Source organism: Methylobacterium sp. Leaf102 (genome assembly GCF_001422425.1).
In the GTDB taxonomy this organism is placed as follows: Bacteria; Pseudomonadota; Alphaproteobacteria; order Rhizobiales; family Beijerinckiaceae; genus Methylobacterium.
This window is the reverse complement of record NZ_LMMX01000005.1, coordinates 75,110-96,271: the sequence shown is the minus strand read 5'-3', so window position 1 is coordinate 96,271 and position 21,162 is coordinate 75,110. Positions and strand designations below refer to the sequence as shown.

At 69.8% G+C, this 21,162-nt stretch carries 21 protein-coding genes; 16 read left to right on the top strand and 5 right to left on the bottom strand.

The window, feature by feature from the left end:
* Nucleotides 1-70: 70 nt before the first annotated feature.
* Together ASF27_RS06155 and ASF27_RS06150 are read left to right on the top strand one after the other, a co-directional pair.
* A protein-coding gene (locus ASF27_RS06155; protein WP_156467468.1) for an IS5 family transposase occupies nucleotides 71-840 on the top strand; the annotation gives its coding sequence in 2 pieces (ribosomal slippage) (nucleotides 71-386 and nucleotides 386-840; 771 coding nt in all).
* A 76-nt stretch (nucleotides 841-916) separates the two neighbouring features.
* Nucleotides 917-1,246, top strand: a complete 330-nt coding sequence (locus ASF27_RS06150; protein ID WP_244480935.1) for a hypothetical protein — start codon at nucleotides 917-919, stop codon at nucleotides 1,244-1,246.
* 72 nt (nucleotides 1,247-1,318) lie between these two features.
* Here ASF27_RS06150 and ASF27_RS06145 read toward each other — a convergent pair whose 3' ends face one another.
* On the bottom strand, nucleotides 1,319-1,675 hold the full coding sequence (locus ASF27_RS06145; RefSeq protein WP_056358601.1) for a hypothetical protein: 357 nt from the start codon (nucleotides 1,673-1,675) through the stop codon (nucleotides 1,319-1,321).
* A gap of 120 nt (nucleotides 1,676-1,795) precedes the next feature.
* Between ASF27_RS06145 and ASF27_RS06140 the strand changes: the two genes are divergently transcribed.
* The 7 genes from ASF27_RS06140 to ASF27_RS06110 all read left to right on the top strand — a co-directional run bounded on the left by ASF27_RS06140 (nucleotide 1,796) and on the right by ASF27_RS06110 (nucleotide 8,772).
* Nucleotides 1,796-2,485: a PAS domain-containing protein gene (locus ASF27_RS06140; RefSeq protein ID WP_156467467.1), complete on the top strand. Its 690-nt coding sequence runs from the start codon at nucleotides 1,796-1,798 to the stop codon at nucleotides 2,483-2,485.
* A gap of 268 nt (nucleotides 2,486-2,753) precedes the next feature.
* Complete coding sequence (gene purE / locus ASF27_RS06135) at nucleotides 2,754-3,251, top strand: 5-(carboxyamino)imidazole ribonucleotide mutase (RefSeq protein ID WP_056167572.1); 498 nt, start codon at nucleotides 2,754-2,756, stop codon at nucleotides 3,249-3,251.
* Entirely contained in the window at nucleotides 3,248-4,375 is a 1,128-nt protein-coding gene (locus ASF27_RS06130) for a 5-(carboxyamino)imidazole ribonucleotide synthase (protein ID WP_056358595.1), read from the top strand. Before purE ends, ASF27_RS06130 begins: the two co-directional genes overlap by 4 nt.
* A gap of 18 nt (nucleotides 4,376-4,393) precedes the next feature.
* On the top strand, nucleotides 4,394-4,828 hold the full coding sequence (locus ASF27_RS06125) for a heme-binding protein (RefSeq protein ID WP_056358592.1): 435 nt from the start codon (nucleotides 4,394-4,396) through the stop codon (nucleotides 4,826-4,828).
* A gap of 340 nt (nucleotides 4,829-5,168) precedes the next feature.
* On the top strand, nucleotides 5,169-6,764 hold the full coding sequence (locus tag ASF27_RS06120) for a peptide ABC transporter substrate-binding protein (protein WP_056358623.1): 1,596 nt from the start codon (nucleotides 5,169-5,171) through the stop codon (nucleotides 6,762-6,764).
* Complete coding sequence (locus ASF27_RS06115) at nucleotides 6,761-7,684, top strand: ABC transporter permease subunit (RefSeq protein WP_056358589.1); 924 nt, start codon at nucleotides 6,761-6,763, stop codon at nucleotides 7,682-7,684. Before ASF27_RS06120 ends, ASF27_RS06115 begins: the two co-directional genes overlap by 4 nt.
* A complete protein-coding gene (locus ASF27_RS06110) occupies nucleotides 7,681-8,772 on the top strand; it encodes an ABC transporter permease (RefSeq protein ID WP_056358585.1) in 1,092 nt (363 codons plus the stop codon). The genes ASF27_RS06115 and ASF27_RS06110 overlap by 4 nt, the downstream gene beginning before the upstream one ends.
* On the opposite strand, the gene ASF27_RS06105 is transcribed toward ASF27_RS06110, so the two are convergent.
* Nucleotides 8,756-9,013 carry a hypothetical protein gene (locus ASF27_RS06105; protein WP_056358582.1) on the bottom strand — a complete coding sequence of 86 codons (258 nt, stop codon included), beginning with the start codon at nucleotides 9,011-9,013 and terminating at the stop codon, nucleotides 8,756-8,758. The two genes, ASF27_RS06110 and ASF27_RS06105, sit on opposite strands and share 17 nt — an antisense overlap.
* Nucleotides 9,014-9,136: 123 nt before the next feature.
* Between ASF27_RS06105 and ASF27_RS06100 the strand changes: the two genes are divergently transcribed.
* The gene (locus ASF27_RS06100) at nucleotides 9,137-10,612 is read left to right on the top strand and encodes an MFS transporter (RefSeq protein ID WP_056358581.1); all 1,476 of its coding nucleotides are present in this window, start codon (nucleotides 9,137-9,139) and stop codon (nucleotides 10,610-10,612) included.
* A 90-nt stretch (nucleotides 10,613-10,702) separates the two neighbouring features.
* Nucleotides 10,703-11,005 (top strand): hypothetical protein, encoded by a 303-nt coding sequence (locus ASF27_RS06095; RefSeq protein WP_056358577.1) that lies wholly within the window; start codon nucleotides 10,703-10,705, stop codon nucleotides 11,003-11,005.
* A gap of 2 nt (nucleotides 11,006-11,007) precedes the next feature.
* On the opposite strand, the gene ASF27_RS06090 is transcribed toward ASF27_RS06095, so the two are convergent.
* On the bottom strand, nucleotides 11,008-11,484 hold the full coding sequence (locus ASF27_RS06090; protein WP_056261076.1) for a nucleoside deaminase: 477 nt from the start codon (nucleotides 11,482-11,484) through the stop codon (nucleotides 11,008-11,010).
* A 194-nt stretch (nucleotides 11,485-11,678) separates the two neighbouring features.
* Here ASF27_RS06090 and ASF27_RS06085 point away from each other — a divergent pair, with 194 nt between their 5' ends.
* The 3 genes from ASF27_RS06085 (at nucleotide 11,679) to rsmD (ending at nucleotide 14,844) form a co-directional block, all read left to right on the top strand.
* The gene (locus tag ASF27_RS06085) at nucleotides 11,679-11,882 is read left to right on the top strand and encodes a CsbD family protein (RefSeq protein WP_056167761.1); all 204 of its coding nucleotides are present in this window, start codon (nucleotides 11,679-11,681) and stop codon (nucleotides 11,880-11,882) included.
* 161 nt (nucleotides 11,883-12,043) lie between these two features.
* A complete protein-coding gene (locus ASF27_RS06080; protein ID WP_056358574.1) occupies nucleotides 12,044-14,290 on the top strand; it encodes a pseudouridine synthase in 2,247 nt (748 codons plus the stop codon).
* A complete protein-coding gene (rsmD, locus tag ASF27_RS06075; protein WP_056358571.1) occupies nucleotides 14,287-14,844 on the top strand; it encodes a 16S rRNA (guanine(966)-N(2))-methyltransferase RsmD in 558 nt (185 codons plus the stop codon). The genes ASF27_RS06080 and rsmD overlap by 4 nt, the downstream gene beginning before the upstream one ends.
* A gap of 54 nt (nucleotides 14,845-14,898) precedes the next feature.
* Here the strand turns inward: rsmD and mutL are convergent, their stop codons facing one another.
* On the bottom strand, nucleotides 14,899-16,878 hold the full coding sequence (gene mutL, locus ASF27_RS06070; RefSeq protein ID WP_056358569.1) for a DNA mismatch repair endonuclease MutL: 1,980 nt from the start codon (nucleotides 16,876-16,878) through the stop codon (nucleotides 14,899-14,901).
* Between the two features lie 89 nt (nucleotides 16,879-16,967).
* On the opposite strand from mutL, the gene ASF27_RS06065 reads away from it, so the two are divergent.
* Nucleotides 16,968-18,047, top strand: a complete 1,080-nt coding sequence (locus ASF27_RS06065; protein WP_082478844.1) for a glycosyltransferase family 61 protein — start codon at nucleotides 16,968-16,970, stop codon at nucleotides 18,045-18,047.
* Between the two features lie 101 nt (nucleotides 18,048-18,148).
* Here ASF27_RS06065 and ASF27_RS06060 read toward each other — a convergent pair whose 3' ends face one another.
* On the bottom strand, nucleotides 18,149-19,105 hold the full coding sequence (locus tag ASF27_RS06060; RefSeq protein ID WP_244480936.1) for a KpsF/GutQ family sugar-phosphate isomerase: 957 nt from the start codon (nucleotides 19,103-19,105) through the stop codon (nucleotides 18,149-18,151).
* A 329-nt stretch (nucleotides 19,106-19,434) separates the two neighbouring features.
* Between ASF27_RS06060 and ASF27_RS06055 the strand changes: the two genes are divergently transcribed.
* Nucleotides 19,435-21,156 carry an outer membrane beta-barrel protein gene (locus ASF27_RS06055; protein ID WP_056358556.1) on the top strand — a complete coding sequence of 574 codons (1,722 nt, stop codon included), beginning with the start codon at nucleotides 19,435-19,437 and terminating at the stop codon, nucleotides 21,154-21,156.
* Nucleotides 21,157-21,162 lie beyond the last annotated feature (6 nt).

Sequence of the window (21,162 nt, the reverse complement as noted above, 5' to 3'; positions counted from 1 at the left end):
TCTAGGGCCTGTCGTCGCCTGAACAGATTGGCTGGGCTTGCGTTTTCGTCTCTCTGATGGAGGAGGGACGATGCTGAGCGACGCGCAATGGGCTGATCTGGAGCCTCTGGTTGAAGCCTGCCGGCCCAAGGCCAAAACGCCTCCGCAGGATCTGCAGCGCACGCTCTCGGCCATCCTTTGGCGGCATCAGAACGGAGCCAAATGGCGAGCTATTCCCGAGGAATTGGGACCCTGGTGGCGGGCTGCCCAGATCTTCATCCGCTGGTCGCGTGCCGGCGTCTGGGAGCGGCTTCTTCACCTCGTGCAGGAGCGCGGTGTCCAACTCGGTATGGTGTTCCTCGACGGCACGAACGTTCGGGCGCACCAAAAGGCGGCGGGAGCCGCCAAAAGGGGGGATCTGCAGCCGAGCGAGACGCTCGTGAAGCTGTTGGCCGCTCGCGTGGCGGGTATGGCACCAAGGCTTGCGTGATCGCCGACGGGCAGGGCCGCGCCATCGCCTTCCGGCTGGCGCCCGGTCAGGCCCATGAACTTCCTCACGCTGTTCCCCTGCTCGACCAACTGCCGGGGGTGCCCAAATGGGTCGTGGGGGACCGCGGCTATACCAGCCACGTCTTTCGCGAACACATCTGGGATATGGGCGCTCGGCCTGCGATCCCGCCTCAGCGCCACGAAGCGCCCGTGGCCTGCCCGGATTGGATCTACAACAACCGTAACCAGGTCGAGCGTCTCTGGGCCAGGCTCAAAGAGTGGCGCGCCATCGCCACACGCTACGAGAAGACTACCGTCAGCTTCATGGGCGTCCTCTCCCTCGCAGCCGCCCTCGATTGGCTCAAGCGATGACACGCCCTACAACCTCGTCCGCCTGCCAAAGCCGCTCGGAGCCCTGGCGTGAGCGTCCTGGGCAAGTGGCGGATCGTTGAGCTGCCCGGCGACGCGGACGACTACGCCGACATGGTCGAGCCGGCTCTACATCCTCTTCGAGGACGGCATCCTTTTCGAGGACGGCCGCGGTGAGTTCGCCTTCGGGTGTGTCACCGGAGCTTCCGCTGGCGGAGCCACCCGCGGGAGCGATCGCGCCGCCATCGTGTTCGACGGGATTGGCAATGACGAGATGGATGCGGTCTGCGGCTCGGGATTGGCCGAGGTCCAGGCCGACGGCTCGCTTCGCGGCAAAATCCGCGTCCAACGCGGCGACGAAATCCGCTTCATTGCCCGCCGTTGGCTGACTTCTTCAACACCCTGCTAGGCCGTCATCGGGCCGCGAGCCAACGGAGCCGAACGGCGGTGACAGCCACGTCCCTCCGACCGCTCGACCCTTCTATGAGGTCGATCGCGACGACTCCACCCCGGCAGCCTCGCAGACGATCTGGAGGCAGCGTGAGCGGTCCTGCGGGTCCTGGATCCGGCGAAAGGCGTCGACCAAGGCCGCGCATTGCTCGATCAGGACGGCCTGCTCGGTCCTCACGGCCGCGTTTGGCCGCGCGCCGTCCATCGCGGGTTGGCCTGCCCCTGGGAGGGCGGGGGTCTCACCCAGCTGCGCCGTGGTGATCCCGAGCGTGTCCGCGATCCGCGCGAGGTAGTGCTGCCGGATCTGGAGAGGGCCCCGTCGTCGCTCGGCGTCGGGATCCGCGAGATTGGCCTGGAGTTCTTCGAGGGCATTCAGTCTACGGCCCATCGTAGGTCTCCCGGTTGAACGAGCATCCATCCTGGATGTGCAGCGGCGCATACGATTTATTTGCCATATCTTATCATGGATTAATATGCTAAAATTTACATTTGTTATTCGGACCTCTGTTTGGTATCTCTAGCATCGGTCATGTTGCTTAACGACAACTATCTGAGAGAGCTGCGGGGCGCAGTGGAACAACGCACATCATACGAAGACGCAGCGATGCAGATTTTATTGCAGGATGCCCTCGATGCCTCCGATGTGATCGGCCGTTGGGAGTACGACGTTCCGAACGACCGGGCGTACGCGGACGCGCTCGTGGCCCGGGTGTTCAACCTCGACCCCATCGCGGCCAAGAGCGGTGCTCCCCTGAAGGCCTTCCTGGCCGGCATTCATCCCCATGATCGCGAACGCGCGGCCCAGACCATCGCTCGCAGCGCCGAGGACGGCCTCGTATGTACCTTGGAGTATCGCGTTCGCTCCGCCGATGGGGTGACGCGCCGGGTCCTCGATCGCGGCCGCTTCGCCCATGATCGTGCAGGACGCCCGACCCGGGGCAGCGGTATCCTCGTCGACATCACCCAAACGAAGCCGGATACGGTCTTGGGCCTCTCCGCATCCGATCTGAGAACCTCCGATCTGAGACCCTCCAATCTCAGAGGATCCCTGGAACGCGCGGCCGAGCATGGCCTCGTCGTTCGCGCGGCGATCCATGAACTTCCGCCCTCCGTGCTGCACCAGATGAGCGACATGCTCCTGCTGGAGATCGGACGGCGGCTGGCGCAGATCACGGACGTCCGGCATCAGGGCGGATGAGCTGACCCTGGACGCGGCATTCCCGTTCCGAACGGCAAATTCGGTTCGAGGACAGCCCGCCCGCCGATAGGCTCGTGACCAACCGTGAACCGAATCGATCATCCGGCCTCCCGCCGTCGGGCCGACCCGCAATCCGCAGGGGACGGCCCCCCGCTGCCACCCGCCTCGTCCCGGGCCCCGCCTTGCGGCCCGGCCACCGCCCGCGTATGCGGCTGGATTGGGGTGCCGCAGGCCCCCGCCTCCTTGAATCAATAGGGATGGGACGACGATGGCGGGAGCCGCTCCGGTCGCGATCATCATGGGCAGCCAGTCCGACTGGGCGACCATGCGGCATGCAGCCGAAACCCTCGATGCCCTCGGGGTCGCCCACAGCGATCGCATCGTCTCGGCCCACCGCACCCCGGACCGCCTCGTCGCCTTCGCCAAGGGCGCCAAGGCCGAAGGCTTCCAGGTGGTGATCGCCGGGGCCGGCGGCGCCGCCCACCTCCCCGGCATGACCGCCGCCATGACCCCCCTCCCCGTGCTCGGCGTTCCGGTGGAATCGAAGGCTCTGTCGGGCCAGGACAGCCTGCTGTCCATCGTCCAGATGCCCGCCGGCATCCCCGTGGGCACCCTCGCCATCGGCCGTGCCGGCGCCGTCAACGCGGCGCTCCTCGCCGCCGCCATCCTGGCCCTGACCGACCCGGACCTCGCCGCCCGCCTCGAAGCCTGGCGCGCCGCGCAGACCGCGAGCGTCGCCGACCATCCGCAAAGCGATCTCCCTTGAGCGTGCCGTCTGTCGTGAACACCTTGCCCGAAGTCCAGCCCGGCTCCACCCTCGGCATCGTCGGGGGCGGCCAGCTCGGCCGCATGATCGCGCTCGCCGCCGCGAATTACGGCCTCAAGGTCCACGTCTTCGCCCCCGATGCCGACAGCCCGGCCTTCGACGTCTGCGCGCACCAGACCGTGGCGGCCTACGACGACGTGGAAGCCCTCGCGCGGTTCGCCGCCAGCGTCGACGTCGTGACCTACGAGTTCGAGAACATCCCGGCCGCCGCCGCCGAGGCGCTGGCCGCCAAGGCCCCCCTGCACCCCAATGCCGGCGCCCTCGCCACGACGCAGGACCGGCTGACGGAAAAGAGCTTCATCAACGGCCTCGGCATCGAGACCGCCCCGTATCGGGCCGTCGACACCGCCGAGGACCTCGTGCGGGCGCTCGAAGAGATCGGCCGCCCGGCGATCCTGAAGACCCGGCGCTTCGGCTACGACGGCAAGGGGCAGCGCATGATCCGCGCCGAGGGCGCGATCGACGCCGCCGCGATCCTGGGCGAATTCGACGGCGCGCCCTGCATCCTCGAAGGCTTCGTGCCCTTCGAGACCGAGGTGTCCGTGGTGGCCGCACGCGGCCCCGACGGGGCGTTCGCCGCCTACGAGCCCTGCGCCAACGAGCACCGCGACCACATCCTCGCGGTCACCCGCGTGCCAGCCCCCGGCATCGCGCCCCAGACCGAGGCCGCCGCCATCGCCATGGCCCGCCGCATCGCCGAGGCGCTGGACTATGTCGGCATCCTCGCCGTCGAGATGTTCCTGGTGCCCCAGGCCGACGGCCCCGCCCGGGTGGTAGTCAACGAGATCGCCCCGCGGGTCCACAATTCCGGCCACTGGACCATCGAGGGCGCGACCACCTCGCAATTCGCCCAGCATGTGCGGGCCGTCTGCGGCTGGCCTCTCGGAGACCCCGCCCGCGTCGGCGGCATGGCCGTCGAGATGCACAACCTCATCGGCGACGAGGTCTCGGACTGGACCGCGCTTCTGGCCCAGTCGAGCGCGCACCTGCACCTCTACGGCAAGGGCGAGGCCCGGCCCGGCCGCAAGATGGGCCACGTCACCCGGCTCCTCCCCAAACCCTGATCGTCCCGCGAGCGCCCCATGTCCGAACTCAGTCTTGCCGCCGCCCAGACTCTCGTCGCCAAGGCCCTCGAGGCCGGCCGCGCCCATGGGCTGAAGCCCCTCGTGGTGGCGGTGTTCGACGCCCGCGGCGCCCTGAAGGCCCTGGCCGCCGAAGACGGCACGTCCCTGCGCCGGGCCGAGATCGCCATGGGCAAGGCCAACGGCGCCCTCGCGCTCGGGCTGGGGTCCCGCGCCATCGCCAAGCGGGCCGAGGCCGACCCGACCTTCATCGCCGCAATGAGCCACCTCGTCGGCCCCGCCGCCCTGGTGCCGGTGCCGGGCGGCGTCCTCATCCGCCACGGCGACACGCTGCTGGGCGCCGTCGGCATCTCGGGCGACACCTCGGACAACGACGAACTCTGCGCCGTCGTCGGCATCGAGGCGGCGGGGTTTTCGGCGCAGACCGGCGCTTGAGATCGTACGACGATACGCCCTGTGCCTCGCCGTACGATCCTCATCGAGCGGCCTGGAATTCGCATTCCTAACCTGTCGCGGCGAGCGCCGGGCTTCTTTCCTGTCAGGGAGGGCGATCGTCGATGCGGGTGGCGGTCTATCTTCGTCAGAGGTGCAGTGTCGAAGACGCAAAGTGCACGTTGCGCATCCCCGCCCCGCCTGCGGGGAGAGGGGGATGCGCCCAAGCGCTCCGCGCGACGGGCCGAGGGCTGATGCAGGCGCGATCGTCCGTCTGTACCGGCATTGCCTGGAAGGATTGGAGGCCTGGCGCGCTCCACGCCATCGGTTCGGCAAAGGCGGCATGAGACCCGCCCCGCACCGCCGCCAGTGCCTCGCGGGACTCGCCGCCGCCGCCCTCGTGCGCCCGGCCGAGGCCGCGCCGGCCGGTCTCTACCGGCGCGGGAACGACGCCGATCCCGGCACCCTCGATCCGCACAAATCCTCTACGGTGGCCGAGGCACACATCCTGCGCGACCTATACGAGGGCCTGCTCACCTACGACAACCACGGCCGCATCATCCCCGGATGCGCCGAGGCCTGGACCGTGTCGGGCGATGGCCTCACCTACACCTTCACCCTGCGGGAGCGCGCGCGCTGGTCGAACGGCGATCCGGTGGTGGCGAACGATTTCGTGTTCAGCCTGCGCCGCATCCTCGATCCGGCCCTTGCGGGGAAATACGCCGAGGTGCTGTTTCCGATCCGGGGCGCGGCGGCCGTCAATCGCGGTGCGGCAGCGCCCGAGTCGATCGGGGTGGACGCGCCGTCGGCCCGGACCCTCGTCCTTACCCTCGAGCGGCCGACGCCGTACGTCCTCGAACTCCTCACCCATTCCACCGCCCTGCCGATCCATCCGGCCACGGTGACGCGCTTCGGCGCGGCGTTCACCCGGCCGGAGAACCTCGTCTCCAACGGGGCCTACGCGTTGCGCGAGGCGGCACCGAACGACCGGGTCATCCTCGTCCGCAACCCGCATTTCCACGCGGCGGCCGATGTCGCGATCCCCAGCGTGGCGTTCCTGCCGACGCCGGACCTCGCCAGCGCCGTGCGGCGCTACGCCGGCGGCGAGATCGATTCCCTGGCCGACCTCCCCGGCGATCAGATGGCCTCCCTCCGGGCGCGGTTCGGCGGGCAGGTGGTGCTCGGACCGTCGCTCGGGCTCTACGCCCTCGCCCTCGACACCCGCCGGGCGCCCTTCGACGACGTCCGGGTGCGCCGCGCCCTGTCCCTCGTCATCGACCGCGAGTTCCTGGCCCAGCGCCTGTGGGGCGAGACCATGGACCCGGCCTATTCCCTGTGTCCGCCCGGCCTCGACCATTACCGGGCGCCGCCGGAACTCGCCGGCCGCGACGCCCTGCCCATCGACCGCGAGGACGAGGCCCGGGCCCTCCTTGCGGCCGCCGGCTTCGGACCGGGCCGCCCCCTCGCCCTCGAGTATCGCTTCAACGCGAGCGACAACAACCGCAACACCGCGGTGGCTCTGGCGGAGATGTGGCGCGGCATCGGCGTCGCCACGCGCTTCACCTACACGGACGCCAAGACCCACTTCGCCTATCTGCGCGAGGGCCGGCCCTTCGACGTGGCGCGGGTCTCGTGGATCGCGGATTATTCCGACCCGCAGAACTTCCTCTTCCTGCTCCAGAGCGGCAACGACACCCTCAACCCCGGCCATTACGCCGACGCCGCCTACGACGGCCTGATGCGGGACGCCGCCGGGGAGACCGACCTCGCCCGCCGGGCCGACCTGCTGTTCCGGGCCGAGACCATCGTGGTGACGGATCTGCCCTGGATCCCCGTGATGCACACCCGTTCGAAGGCCCTGATCAGCCCGCGCCTCTCGGGCTACCATCCGAACCTCCGCAACGCCGCGCCGACCCGCTTCCTGAGGCTCGAGGCGTGATCGGCTTCGTCCTGCGCCGCCTGCTCCAGGCGGTGCCGACCCTGCTCGCCGTGGTGACCGTGAGCTTCTTCCTCATCCGCCTCGCCCCCGGCGGGCCGTTCGACCTCGAACGCCCCCTGGCGCCGGCCGCCATGGCGGCGCTACAGGAGACCTACGGCCTCGATCAGCCCCTCGCCGTGCAGTACCTGCGCTACCTCGGCGCCCTGGCGAGCGGCGATTTCGGGCCGTCCTTCTCGTTTCGCGACCGCGGTGTCGCCGAACTCTTAGGCCACGGCCTGCCCGTCTCCATGACCGTCGGCGGCCTCGCCCTGGGGCTGGCCCTCGCGCTCGGCATCGGACTCGGCGCCGGGGCGGCCTTCCGTCCGGGCCGCCTCCTCGATCGCGTCGTCGGCCTCGGCGCCGGCCTCGGGGTCGCGGTGCCGACCTTCGTCGTCGCCCCCCTCCTGCAGATCGTGTTCGGCCTCGGCCTCGGCTGGCTCCCCGTCGGAAGCTGGGAGGGCGGTGCCCCCGCCCACCTCGTCCTGCCGGTGCTGACCCTGGCCCTGCCCCAGGCCGGCCTCCTGGCCCGCCTCACCCGGGCGTCGCTGCGCGAGACCCTCGCCCTGCCGCACATCCGCACCCAGCGCGCCATGGGCCTGCCGCGCCTGCGCATCGCCCGCCACGCCCTGCGCGGCGCCCTCCTGCCCATCGTGGCGATCCTCGGCTCCACCGCCGCCGCGCTCCTCACCGGGTCCGTGGTGGTCGAGACCCTGTTCGGCCTGCCCGGCCTCGGCCGCACCTTCGTGGATGGCGCGCTCAACCGCGACTATACGTTGGTGATGGGCACCGTGGTGCTGGTCGGCGTGTTCGTCATCGGCCTCAACCTCGTCGCCGATATCCTCTGCGCCCTCCTCGACCCGCGCCTGCGGGTTGCCCGATGAGGGGCTTCGTCCGGCGCCTGTTCCGCCACCGCTCGGCCACCGTCGCGCTCGGGTTCCTCGCGGCCGTGGCGCTGGCCTGTCTCGTGGGTCCCGAACTCACGGGCCACGACCCGGGGCGAATCTATCCCGACCTCGTCGGGACGCCGCCGGGCCTCGCGGCGCATCCCCGGCCTGGAACGGTGCGCCCGGCCCTGGAACGGCTCGCGTTCCGCATGCGCGTGACGGTGCGCGCCGTTACAATCCGGGATGGAACGGCGCACGTGACCGTGGATGCGCCGCGCTCGATCGACCCGCGCGTGCTGACCTACCTGCCCCGCTCCGACCTGTTCGGGCCTGCGACGATCCTCGAGCGGGCGGAGGACGGGCGCCGCCTCGTGGTCTCCGTGCCGGTGCTGGAACAGCGCTTTCTCCTCGGCACCGACGTCCTGGGGCGCGATCTCCTCACCCGCACCCTCGTCGCCGGCCGCGTCTCCCTCGTCATCGGCCTCGTCGCCACCGGCGTCGCCCTCCTCATCGGGCTCACCTACGGGGCGGTGGCGGGCTACGCCGGCGGGCGCGTCGATGCCGTGATGATGCGCCTCGTCGACGTGCTCTACGCCCTGCCGTTCGTGTTCTTCGTGATCATGCTGCTGGTGTTCTTCCGCGCCGGTCTCGGGCTCATCCTGGTCGCCATCGGCGCCGTCGAATGGCTCGACATGGCCCGGATGGTCCGGGCCCAGACCCTGTCGCTCCGCCAGCGCGACTTCGTCCGCGCCGCTGAGGCCCTGGGCCTGTCCTCGGCGCGGATCCTCTTCCGTCACATCGTGCCGAACACCCTCGGGGCCGTCACCGTCGCCGCTACGGTGTTGGTTCCAAAGGTCATTCTCTTGGAGAGCTTCCTGTCGTTCCTCGGCCTCGGGGTGCAGGAACCGCAGACGAGCTGGGGCGCCCTCATCGCGGAGGGCGCGCGGGCCATCGAATCCGCCCCGTGGATGCTGGCCGCCCCCGCCGCCTTCCTTGTGACGACGCTGCTGGCCCTGAACGTGCTGGGGGATGCCCTCGGCGAAGCCCTCGACCCGCGCCGCGACGCCCTCACCGCCCCGCGGTGAGCCCCGGATAGACCACCCGGACGGAGCGTCGCTCCCCCGACGGTTCGGCGACGCCAGGCTTGGCGATGGCAGGCTTGGCGTTGCGCCGCTCGGGCCTCGCCGCGCCCGTCGACCCGGTCGTGATCACATCGCTCGGCCGCAGGTGCCACCACGCGAAGCCGGATCGTGCAGGATCCTCAGCAGCGACGGATCGAGAACATACGATGATCAGGAGGGCCGCGAGGCCGGCGCGGGACAGCATGGGAAGGGTACATCCGGAACCAGGATGCTATTCCACCCGACGAACGATGAAAGCTTGGCGGAACCGTTGCCGAGTCCGGTGGATTGCCCACACTTCAGTCCTAATACGCTTAACGAGGTATCGATGGCGACCAAGGCAGAGACCGCGTCCGGCCCTACGCCGGAGCGGGTGCCCATGGGCACCGTCATCGACACCGACATCGCCGCCCGCCTCGACCGCCTGCCCTGGGGACGATTCCACGTCCTCGTCATCGTGGCGCTGGGGATCACGTGGGTTCTCGACGGGCTCGAAGTGACCCTGGCCGGCTCCCTCGTCGGCGCACTCCGCGCCGCGCCCATGAGTTTTACGGAGTTCGACATCGGCTTGGCGGCGAGTTCCTACCTCGTGGGTGCCGTCGTCGGCGCCCTCGGGTTCGGCTGGCTCACGGACCGCATCGGGCGCAAGAAACTCTTCTTCATCACCCTGGCCCTCTACCTCGCGGCCACCGCCGCCACGGGCCTCTCCTGGAACATCTGGAGTTTCTGCATCTTCCGCTTCCTCACCGGGGCGGGCATCGGTGGCGAGTACACGGCCATCAACTCGACGATCCAGGAACTCGTCCCGGCCCGCGTGCGCGGCTGGACCGACCTCGTCATCAACGGGTCGTTCTGGATCGGCGCCGCTCTCGGCTCCTTCCTGTCCATCGCCGTCCTGCGCCCGGGCATGATCGACCCGGCCTGGGGCTGGCGCATCGCCTTCTTCGTCGGCGGCGGCATCGGCCTCGTGATCCTGCTCCTGCGGACCTGGATTCCCGAAAGCCCGCGCTGGCTCGCCACCCACGGCTACGTGGCCGAGGCCGACCGGGTCGTCACCGGTATCGAGAAGCGCTTCATCGACGAGGGTCTGACCCTGCCGCCCGTCGATCCGGCCAAGCGCATGAAGTTGAGGACCCGCAGCCACACCCCCTTGGGTGAAGTGTTCGGCACCATGCTGGGCGGCCACCGCAAGCAGACCCTCGTCGGCCTCGCCCTGATGGTGGCGCAGGCGTTCTTCTACAACGCTCTGTTCTTCACCTACGCCCTCGTGCTCCAGCGCTTTTACGGCGTTCCGGGCGATCATGTGGGTTGGTACCTGCTCCCCTTCGCGCTGGGCTCCTTCCTCGGTCCGCTGCTGCTGGGACGCCGGTTCGACACCTGGGGGCGTCGCCAGATGATCGCCTTCACCTACGGCATCTCGGCGGTGCTGCTGACCATCACCGGCTACCTGTTCAAGATCGAGGTGTTCGGCCCCGTCGGCCAGACGGCGGCCTGGATGGTGGTGTTCTTCTTCGCCTCCGCCGCCGCAAGCGCGGCCTATCTCACCGTGGCGGAGACCTTCCCCCTGGAGATCCGGGCGCTGGCGATCGCGGTGTTCTACGCGCTCGGCACCGGGATCGGTGGCGTTTCGGGGCCGCTCCTGTTCGGCGCCCTCGTCGAGACGGGGTCGCGGGACAACGTCCTCATCGGCTACGCCATCGGTGCAACGCTCATGGCGATCGCAGCCATCGTCGGGGGCATCTGGGGCACGGCCGCCGAAGGCAAGTCGCTGGAAGACGTGTCGAAGCCACTCGCCGCGGCGTGAGGTTTCGTGATGCCGGGGGAGCTGCAACCGGAGCTCTCACACGGTGTTGGTGGAGTACGGATCTTCGGAACTCTGAGCGGGACCACATCGATGCGCAGCTTTCTCCTGACGTCCACCGCCCTCGTCTTCGCATCTTCGGCTCTCGCACAGGGCACCGGCCCCGCCGAGATCCGTCAGCCGGGACCGCCCCGGATCACGACGCCCGGGACATCCGATACGCCGGTGGTGAAACCGGGTGGAATCGACAATGGCGGCCCGGGCTCGATCGGCTCGGTGGCCCCGGGTGCCACCGGCGCGGAGACCCGCTCGAACAATTCCGGCGCCAGCGGCAACGCCGAGCAGAACACGAAGCCGATCGGCAACACCGGCGGCGGTGGCGGCGGCGGAAGCTGAGGCTACCCTTCTCCGTCGCGGCGCGCCTGGAAGAACCCCCGCAGGAGTGCGGCGGCTTCGGCCTCGCGAAACCCGCCGTACACCTCCGGTGCGTGGTGGCAGGTCGGCTGGTTGAAGACCCTCGGGCCATGCTCGACACCGCCGCCTTTCGGGTCGTAAGCCCCAAAGTACAGGCGGCGAATCCGGGCGAACGATATCGCGCCCGCACACATCGGGCAGGGCTCGAGGGTCACGTAGAGATCGCAATCCGTCAGACGTTCCGTGCCGAGCGCCGTGCAGGCGGCGCGGATCGCAAGAATCTCCGCATGCGCCGTCGGGTCCTTGAGGGCACGGGGACGATTGTGCGCCTTGGCGACCACCCGACCGTCCAGGACCACCACCGCGCCCACGGGCACCTCCCCTTCCAGCGCCGCATGACGGGCAGCGTCGAAGGCGTGTCCCAAAGGATCATCGGTGTCGAAAGGAAAGCGCACAGACATCCATCCCGTACAGTCGGGTCGCCGCGACCCGAACCAATGCATCCCGTCCAGTCGGGTCGCCGCGACCCGAACAAATGTTGGCTTTTATCGCGCCCGGTGTGGTTCTGCCGAGCGTGAGATGGGAACAACAGTCGAGCTGGTACCGTTTGATGTGCAACGCGGCCGAGCCGCCCGTTTCGAAAGAGGGTCTCACGATGAGCAGCACCACCGACAAGATCAAGGGCGTCGCCAACGAGGCCATTGGCAACATCAAGCAAGGTATCGGCAACGCGACCGATAATGACAAGCTCAAGGCCGAGGGAAAAGCCCAGGAACTGAAGGGTGAGACCCAGAAGACTGTGGGCGATGCCAAGGACGGCATCAAGAATGCCGCCGACACGGTGAAGAGCAAGATCTGAAACTTGTTTTAGCGTGAGCGTCCCAGCAGAGGTTGGTGACGCAGAAATCCGGAAGGGCGGCCCTTGGGCCGCCTTTTCGCATTCGTGCGCCTGCACGGTCGGGAAGCGGCTGTCGATCGGGATATCTCGCAACGGCGCCCCTGCTCTGTTATGGGGGCACGATGAGCGACAACATCGACGACAAGACGGGCGGGTCCGACGACACGCCCGCCACACCTTCCGTATCGACGCAGGCCGAAGCAGCCCCCTGGTCACCCGCAACCGATGCCGGCGTACCGGGCCCCTCGGCCGAGGAACAGCCGAAGGGGCGCAAGGCCGCGATGCCTTCGCGCGGCGGCGACGCGCCCCTCCGGCGCAAGCCCGTGGCGCCTGCCGCGGCAAAGCCCGCCGGTAAGCCGGCTGCGGGAGAAGCCGACGAGCCGGAAGGTACGGCATCGACCCATGAGGGTGAGCGCATCGCCAAGGCCATCGCCAGGGCCGGCATCGCGTCGCGCCGGGACGTCGAGTTGATGATCGAGCAGGGCCGGGTGACCCTGAACGGCAAGATCCTGACCTCGCCAGCCATCAACGTGACCGCCGCCGACGAGATCACCGTTGACGGCGATCCGCTGCCCGAGCGCGAACGCACCCGCCTGTGGATCTACCATAAGCCGCGCGGTCTGGTGACGACGGCACGCGATCCGGAGGGGCGCCAGACGGTGTTTGAGGCGCTGCCGGAGGATCTGCCTCGGGTCGTGGCCATCGGCCGTCTCGACATCAACACCGAGGGCCTGCTGCTCCTCACCAACGACGGTGGTCTCGCGAAGGTCATCGCTCACCCTGATACGGGTTGGCTGCGCCGCTACCGCGTCCGGGCCCACGGCGACACGACCCAGGCCGAACTCGACAAGCTGCGGAAGGGGGTGACCATCGACGGGATGGATTACGGCCCCATCGACGCGGTGCTCGACCGGGCATCCGGGGACAATCTGTGGCTGACGCTGGGCCTTCGCGAGGGAAAGAATCGCGAAGTCAAACGTATCCTCGAGCACCTCGGGCTCGCCGTGAACCGGCTGATTCGCCTCTCCTTCGGGCCGTTTCAGCTCGGAGACCTCGAAGCCGGCCTGACCGAGGAAATTCGCACCAAGGTCCTGAAGGAACAGCTTGGCCCCGGCCTGTCCGAGCAGGCGGGTGTCGATTTCGAAAGCCCGGTTCGCGAGCCCATCGCGCCGTTCGGGTCGTCAAAACAGCAAGCGAAGCAGCCCGCGCGTAGCGCTTCGGCCGCCCAGCAGCGTGAACGCCGCGACTTCGACGACGGCGAGGCGCGGCCTCAGCGCAGCGCCGATCGTGGCGCATCGCGGGGGGGCGACCGCCCCATGTACAAGCCGACCGCACCCGCGCGCGTGCCCACCGGCGGCAACAGCGCCGGCCCGCGCCGCTCCGTCTGGCGCGCCGAGGAAGAGGCTCCGCAGGACGATGGCCCGCGCCGGGTGAAGATTCCCCGCCGGGGCGCCGATCCGAAGGCCGAGCGGGAGGCCGCTGCCGCACGGGGCCGCGAGCGTGTCGGTTCCATCGGCACGGGCGATCGCCGCGTGCTGGTCGAACGCCTGAAGGCCAGTCCGCAGGAGCCGGCGCCCGAGCCGCATCGCCGCGATCGCGGTGCCCGTCGCGACGATGCGGCAACCGGTGAACGTCCGGTGCGTACGGTTCGTCAGGCCGATGCCCGTGCCGCGCGCCAGAACGAAGCCGCCGAGCGCCCACAGCGCCGTTTCGACGCCGATGCCCGGCCCCAGCGCCGGGACGACGCTCCCCGCGGCCAGGGTGCGCCCCGTCCCTTCGCCCGACCGGACAATGCCGAGCGGCGTGGTCCTCCCCGGGGTAGCGACGAACGTCCGCGCACCTTCAAGCCACGCGATGGCGGAGGATTCGCCGAGAGAGGCGAGCGCCCGGCGTTCAACCGAGGCGCGCCGCGGGGCGACAAGCCATCCGGCTTCCAAGGCGACAAGCCCGGCGGATTCCGGGGTGGCGACGACCGTCCCGGCGGGTTCCGCGCGGGTGGGGGCAAGCCTGACGGTTTCAAGCCCGGCGGCTTCAAGGCGGGTGGCTTCAAGGGCGGCGAACGCTCCGGCGGCGGGGATCGCGACATCGGTGCTGAGCGCTCCGGGGCCGATCGCGGCGGCTTCCGTCCCGGGGACAACCCGGGTGGATTCAAGGCCGGTGGAAAACCCGGCGGTTTCGGCAAGCCTGGCGGTTTCGGCAAGCCCGGTGGTGGCAAGCCCGGCGGCAGCGGTGGTAAGCCGGGTGGGTTCAAGGCCGGCGGCGCGGGTCGCGTCGGCGGAGCCAAACCTGGTGGCTTTGGCGGTCGCGGTGGCTCGGCCGGCAAGCCCGGCGGCGGCGCGGGTCGCCCGCCGCGCGGCGGTAGCCGGTGAGGATCGTCGGCGGCGACCAGCGCGGTCGCCGCCTCGCCACCCCGAAGACCGAGGCCATCCGTCCGACATCGGACCGCCTGCGGGAAGCGGTCTTCAACGTGCTGACGCACGCCTACGACGACGCGGTCGTGGGCGCGCGAGTGCTCGATCTCTTCGCCGGGACGGGGGCGCTCAGTTTCGAAGCCCTGTCACGGGGGGCCGCCTATGCGCTCCTCGTCGACGAGGGGGCGGAGGCACGCGGCTTGATCCGAGAGAATATCGAAGCGTTCGGCGCTGAGGGGCGGACCCGGCTGTTTCGCCGGGACGCGACCCGCCTCGGGCCCGTCGGCACCAGCGGCACTTTCGGGCTCGTCTTCTGCGATCCGCCGTACGGGCGTGATCTCGCTCCCGCGGCCTTGGCCTCGGCGGCCTCCGGGGGGTGGCTCGTCCCCAACGCCCTGGTGGTGGTCGAGGAGACCGCGAGCGTCACCATCACGCTGCCGCCGGGTTTTCGCGAACTGGAACGCCGGGTCTACGGCGACACCGCCGTGGCTTTCGTCCGCTTCACCGGCTGACGCTTTTTCGCGGGCCTCGGCTTGTTCGAGGGTCGGCATCCCCAAGCGGTGAGCTCAACGCCGGCCGAACAACCGCTCTATGTCGGCGAGCTTCAGAGCAACGTAAGTCGGGCGACCGTGGTTGCACGTGCCCGACAGGGGCGTCGCCTCCATCTCCCGCAGGAGCGCGTTCATCTCCTCCGGACGCAGGCGCCGGCCCGCGCGGATCGAACCGTGGCAACTCATGCGGGACAGGATGGCATCGAGGCGTCGGCTGAGGGGACCACCGCCCTCGTCGCGTCCGTCGAGGCCGCCGTCCTCCAGTCCGCTGCCCGCCAGGGCGTCGAGGATATCGATGACGAGGGTTCGGGTCGAAGCGCCGGCGAGGGCCGCCGGCACTTCGCGGACGAGCACGGCTCCGGTGCCGAAGGCCTCGAGGGTGAGCCCGAGGCGCTCGAGGTCCGGCGCGGCGTCGAGGAGGCGGGCGGCATCGTCGGGCGCCATCTCGACCACATCGGGAATCAGCAGGCCTTGGCGGGCGATACCGCCACCCGCGCGCTCGCGCTTCAGCCGCTCGTAGACGAGGCGCTCATGCGCGGCGTGCTGATCGACCAGCACGAGGCCGTCCCGGGTTTGGGCGACGATGTAGGTTTCGTGAAGCTGAGCCCGCGCTGCGCCGAGCGGATGGTCGGCGGCGGCCTCCGCCTCTTCGAGATGTGCCGCGTCCTCACGGCGCAGATCGGCGCTCGGCGGGGCGAAATCGTGGGTGAAGGCAGCCTGGGGTGCCTCGTCGAACCCGGCCCGGAACGGCGTCCCGTCCCGGGCCGCCGGGAAGCGCCCCGGGGCACCGAACGACGGCAGGCCACGCGGCAGGGGCGGCGATGCGGACGGCCGCGCACCCCACCCCGTATGCGCCTGCAGTGAGCGCCCTTCGTTCAGCTCGCCGTGGGCCGCCTCGGAACCCGTCGGCAGTGGCTCCGATCGGAGGGCGTCGAGGGTGCGCGCCGCCGTCGTCGTCGCCGTACGGGCGCCGGCTCGGCGCAGCGCCTCGCGGATCGCGCTGACGATGAGACCACGCACGAGGGCCGCATCGCGGAACCGCACCTCGGTCTTGGCCGGATGGACGTTCACATCGACGAAGGCCGGGTCGCACGTGATCGACAGGGCGAGCACGGGATGGCGATCGGAACTCATGGTGTCGGCGTAGGCGCCCCGCACGGCACCGAGCAGCAGGCGGTCGCGCACGGGCCGGCCGTTCACGGTGAAATGGATCTGGTTCGCGTTGCCCCGGTGGAAGCTCGGCAGACCGACATGGCCGGAGAGCGCGAACCCCTCCCGCGCCATGTCGAGGGGGATCGCGTTGGCGCCGAACTCCGGACCGAGCACCGCCGTCAGGCGTCGCAGCACGGCGGCGGGCCCGCCTTCGCCCTCGGCCGGAAACACCAGGGGATTGCCACCCTCCGAGCGCAGCACGAGGCGGATGCCCGGCTCGGCCACGGCGAGGCGCCGCAGGCCTTCGCTGATGGCCGCCGTCTCGGCCCGGTCGGATTTGAGAAACTTGAGGCGGGCCGGCGTCGCCGAGAAGAGGTCCGCGACTTCGATACGGGTCCCGCGCGGACTCGGCGCCGGTCGCACCTCACCGCGCACGCCCGCATCCACCGTGAGGCTGTGCCCGGTCTCGCCTTCCGCCGTGCGGCTCGTGAGGGTCAGCCGGGCCACCGCGCCGATGGAGGGCAGCGCTTCGCCGCGAAAGCCGAGGGTGTCGATCCGGGTGAGGTCGCCGTCGGGCAGCTTCGAGGTGGCGTGGCGCTCCACCGCCAGGGCGAGATCCTGGGCATCCATGCCGGCGCCGTCGTCGACCACCCGGATGAGGCGCCGACCCCCGCCCTCGATGGTGACTTCGATGCTCCTCGCGCCCGCATCGATGGCGTTCTCCACGAGTTCCTTCACGGCGGAGGCCGGACGCTCCACCACCTCGCCCGCCGCGATGCGATCAACGAGGATGGGATCGAGGCGGCGGACCGGTGCGAGGGGGCGGGATGGCGCGAGGGGCATGGCGGGACTATACGACCGCCTGCCGGCAGCCGGAAGGTGAACGGCCGACTCCCGGCGCGCTCTCCCGCATGGACCGAGAGAATGTCCTGATGGCGACGAGGCATGGGGTGACGGATACGCTGGAGCGCTGCCGTGTGGTTTGGGGGCGGACCGACCGCATCGCCGCCCCGCCGGCCCTACGTGTCGTGACCGATGCGATCTACCGTCCGGACATCGGGACAGCGCCCTGGAACCTGACCGGTCCGGATGGCGCCCTCCTCGAGGGCGCCGGCGGTTCGCAAGCGAAAGCGGAAGCCTGTGCCGACGCGGTTCCGCACCTCTATCTCGGCGCCCTCGCCGCGCATTACGGGCACTTCCTCGTCGGCACGCTCGGCCGACTCTGGCCTCTCCTCGACTGGCGCGGCCCGCCCCCGCGCTTGCTCTGCCACGCCACCGGCGATCCGGCCGCCCTGCCCTTCCTGGCCCCGATCCTGGCAGCCTTCGGCCTGACCCCGGACGCTGTGATCCGTTTCGATCGGCCGACCCGCATCCCGCACCTCGTCCTGCCGGCACCGAGCCTGAAGGAACAGGCCTTCGCACACGCGGTCCATGCCGGCCTCGTCCAGGCCATCGGCCGCCCGTTCTGGCAAAATGCCGTGGTGGATGGTACGGCGCGTCCCGCCTACCTGTCGAAGGCCAGGTTGGTCGCCGGTATCTCGCGCCTGCGCAACGAGGCGGCGCTGGAAGCGGCGCTCGCCCGGCGCGGTGTCGATATCGTCTATCCGGAGAAGCTCGAACTACCCGACCTCGTGCGGCTGTTCTCGGAGCGTCGGGTGGTGATGGGCACGACGGGCTCGGCCTTCCATACGGCGGCCTTCGCCGCGCCAAGCCGGCGCATCCTCGGCCTCAACTGGGCCCCGCACCTCAATGCGAACTTTCCCCTGCTCGACGCCCTGAACCACACGCGGGGGCGGTATTACCATCCCGTCGGCACCGAATCCGGTCCGGACGAGGGGTTCCATTTCGGATGGTGGGTGCCTGACCCGGACGCGGTCGCCGAGGATCTCGTGCACCGTGCCGCCCATTTCGACGATCTCGACGCCATCGATGCGGACCAGGACGCGGCCCGCCGCCGGATCGCACAGGGCCCGCTCGCCGAACGGGTCGCGCGCTGGCTCAAACGCCGCTAGGGCATCGTCCTGCTTACCGTCTCCGCGACGACGCCCGAACCCGTCGTTGTACCGGTTCCCCGGGTAGCCCGTTTCCACCCTGCGGGCCGATGCTCTCGCCGTCAGGCGACGCCGGCGCGCAGAAGGTCGTGGTAGTGGACGAGGCCCACGGGGCGACCGTCCTCGATCACCACCAGGGTGGTGATCTTCATCGATTCCTGGATCTCGAGGGCCTTCGCCAGAAGGGTTTCCGGCACCACCGTGCGCGGCGTCCCGCTCATCAGGGCTTCGACGGCGAGGCTGTCGAGGTCGCTGCGGAAGACATTGCGGCGCAGGTCGCCGTCGGTGACGATGCCGACGAGTCGCCCTTCGTGATCGACCACGAGGACCGAGCCGAAGCCCTTGGCGTCGATTTCGCGGATGGCCGCTCGCATGGGCGTGCCGCGCGGAACCACGGGCAGGCGCTCTCCCGTGTGCATCACCTCCCGGACCTGACGCAGGGATGCGCCAAGGCGGCCGCCCGGATGGTAGATGCCGAATTCACGGGCCGAGAAGCCGCGGGCTTCGAGCAACGCGACGGCCAGCGCGTCGCCCAGTGCCAACTGCATGGCCGTCGACGTGGTGGGGGCGAGCCCATTGGGGCAGGCCTCGCGGGCTTTCGGCAGGGTCAGGCAGACATCGGCCTCCCGTCCGAGGGTTGAGCCCGGATTGGCCGTGATGGCGATGAGGCCGACACGGTAGCGACGGGCGTAGCCGATGATGTCGGCGAGTTCCGTGGTCTCGCCCGACCACGACAGCGCCACCACGACGTCCTCGGGCTGGATCATCCCGAGGTCCCCATGGCTCGCCTCCGCCGGATGAACGTAGAGGGCCGGCGTTCCGGTGGATGCGAAAGTCGCGGCGATCTTGCGTCCGATATGACCGGACTTGCCCATTCCCGTAAGGATCGCCCGGCCCTTGGCACGGCTGAGGCGAGCCACTGCCGCCGTGAACGGATCGCCGAGACCGTTGCCGATGGCCTCCATCAGGCACGCGAGCCCATCGCGCTCGGTTCCGATGGTGCGCAGGGCGGAAGCCATGGCCGGCGTCACACCGTCGATCGCACCATCAATCGCCGACGCCCCGTCCAGGGCCGTGTTCGCTGGCGGCATTCCACCCCGTCTCCTTGAACCCGAGGCCGTCCGGCGGTCCTCCATGCCGCGCCTATGGCGCGCGAATGTGGTCGCACGGCGGCCCGGGCGCCGAGGACGGCGCCCCGTCGGGAAGCACCGTTGACGCCGCATTAACCCTGTCGGTTGTAGCGGTTTTAACCATGATCCACCCGTTTCCAACGGGGCGATCCCCCCGAGGCCGGGGCGCTCCCGGATGTGGGGACGTCCGGCTTCGCCTCGAAGGACGATGGTCCGTGATGCGTGTGCGGCCGACGGGTGAGTGGCGAAAGCGGAGCCTGCCCGGCCTCGCCCTGACGGCGGTGGCCGTCCTTGCCGGCACCGGCACCGTCGCGGCGCAGGTCTCGCGCGGCAACACGGCTCCGAGCTTCGGCACCACGGCCCAGACCGACCCCCTCGCCGACGCAACGGCAACCGACGCTGCCTCGCCACGCATCCCGCCGGCTTCCGATAGCGGTGCGGGTGTAGCGGGAAGCGGCGATGCAGCGGGGGGAGAGTCCGGAGCCGGACTGCGGATCCCGAACCGCGCGGCCGGCGGTACGCGGGTGTCCGGTGCGTCGAGCGGACCGAACAACCGTGACCTCGGCGCCGTGCTCCGTCGTCGTGCGGCGCCGGCCCGCCGTTTTGGATCGGCCACGACCCGGATCACGCGCCAGATCACTCAGACATCGCCCACCGATCTCCGGCTCACCCCGGTCATCCGGACGCCCGTGGTCGGCGTCCCCCTCCCGACCTCCCTTCCCACGCTTCTGCCGCTCGCCGGAATCCAGACCCCGGGCTTCCTTTTCGGCGGCAGCCTGCGCCAGCCGTTGGCCGTCGACCCGGCCTATGCCCCACTCGGGATCAAGCTCGGCACCTTCACGTTCCTGCCGGGCTTCGAGCAGAGCTTCGGCTACGACACCAACCCCGATCAAACCACGCGTCAGGCCGTCAGGCCGTCGGTGGCGCTGCGAACGGAAGCGGATCTCGCCTTTCGCAGCGACTGGTCGTCGAGCCAGTTGACCGGCGAGTTGCGCGGCTCGTACCTCGAGTTTCCGGACAACGACGCGGCGAGCCGGCCCAACGGCCTCGGCGTGACCCGATTGCGGATCGACGCCAACCGCGACACCCGCATCGACGTCGAAGGCCGCTTTCTCATCGAGACGCAACGCACCGGCACGCCCGACCTCAACATCGGCGCGGCGACGCGCCCCCTCGTCATGAGCTACGGAACCACGGTCGGCGTGACGGAGGTGTTCAATCGCGTCCAGGTCTCGCTGCGCGGCCTCCTCGATCGTTCGCAGTTCGAGGATGCCCGACTGACCGATGGCACGATCATCACCCAGAGCGACCGCAACCTGAACCAGTACGGCCTGCAGCTTCGGGCCGGCTACGAGATCTCGCCCAGTCTCACTCCGTTCGTCGACGTTCTCGCCGACACCCGCGTCTACGACCTGCGGGTCGATTCCACCGGCACGCGGCGCGATTCCGATGGGCTGACCCTCTCGGCGGGCAGCAGCATCGCACTGACGCGCTTCCTCGCGGGCGAGGTCTCGGCCGGGTTGCAGCACCGCACGTACAACGACCCGAACCTGCGCGACCTCACCGCTCCGGTCCTCAACGCATCCCTGCTGTGGACGGTCAGTCCCCTCACGGCGGTTCGTCTCAACGCGACGGCCGGGATCGTCGAGACGTCCGTCGCGGGCTCCAGCGGCGTGCGTACCCAGGCCGTCACACTGGAAGTCCAGCACGATCTCTTGCGCAACCTCTCGCTCATCGGCGGGCTCACCTTCGTGGCCAGCGACTACGACCGGGTGAACATCTCCGACCGTGGATTCTCCGGTACGGCGCGGATCGACTACCGCTTCAACCGGTGGCTGACCATGCGCGGCACCTACGTCTACCAGCAGGTCGACAGTTCGATCGCCACGTCGAGCTTCCACTCCAACACGTGGCTGCTCGGTCTGCGGGTGAACCCCTGACGCGCC

Bases quoted from the DNA above. Each gene is read 5' to 3' on its own strand.
- mutL (WP_056358569.1), bottom strand. From the start codon at position 16,878: ATGCCCCTCGCGCCATCCCGCCCCCTCGCACCGGTCCGCCGCCTCGAT.
- ASF27_RS06145 (WP_056358601.1), bottom strand. From the start codon at position 1,675: ATGGGCCGTAGACTGAATGCCCTCGAAGAACTCCAGGCCAATCTCGCG.
- ASF27_RS06125 (WP_056358592.1), top strand. From the start codon at position 4,394: ATGTCCGAACTCAGTCTTGCCGCCGCCCAGACTCTCGTCGCCAAGGCC.
- ASF27_RS06120 (WP_056358623.1), top strand. From the start codon at position 5,169: ATGAGACCCGCCCCGCACCGCCGCCAGTGCCTCGCGGGACTCGCCGCC.
- ASF27_RS06095 (WP_056358577.1), top strand. From the start codon at position 10,703: ATGCGCAGCTTTCTCCTGACGTCCACCGCCCTCGTCTTCGCATCTTCG.
- ASF27_RS06105 (WP_056358582.1), bottom strand. From the start codon at position 9,013: ATGCTGTCCCGCGCCGGCCTCGCGGCCCTCCTGATCATCGTATGTTCT.
- ASF27_RS06060 (WP_244480936.1), bottom strand. From the start codon at position 19,105: ATGGCTTCCGCCCTGCGCACCATCGGAACCGAGCGCGATGGGCTCGCG.
- ASF27_RS06055 (WP_056358556.1), top strand. From the start codon at position 19,435: ATGCGTGTGCGGCCGACGGGTGAGTGGCGAAAGCGGAGCCTGCCCGGC.
- ASF27_RS06090 (WP_056261076.1), bottom strand. From the start codon at position 11,484: ATGTCTGTGCGCTTTCCTTTCGACACCGATGATCCTTTGGGACACGCC.
- ASF27_RS06080 (WP_056358574.1), top strand. From the start codon at position 12,044: ATGAGCGACAACATCGACGACAAGACGGGCGGGTCCGACGACACGCCC.
- purE (WP_056167572.1), top strand. From the start codon at position 2,754: ATGGCGGGAGCCGCTCCGGTCGCGATCATCATGGGCAGCCAGTCCGAC.
- ASF27_RS06085 (WP_056167761.1), top strand. From the start codon at position 11,679: ATGAGCAGCACCACCGACAAGATCAAGGGCGTCGCCAACGAGGCCATT.
- ASF27_RS06110 (WP_056358585.1), top strand. From the start codon at position 7,681: ATGAGGGGCTTCGTCCGGCGCCTGTTCCGCCACCGCTCGGCCACCGTC.
- ASF27_RS06100 (WP_056358581.1), top strand. From the start codon at position 9,137: ATGGCGACCAAGGCAGAGACCGCGTCCGGCCCTACGCCGGAGCGGGTG.
- ASF27_RS06065 (WP_082478844.1), top strand. From the start codon at position 16,968: ATGGCGACGAGGCATGGGGTGACGGATACGCTGGAGCGCTGCCGTGTG.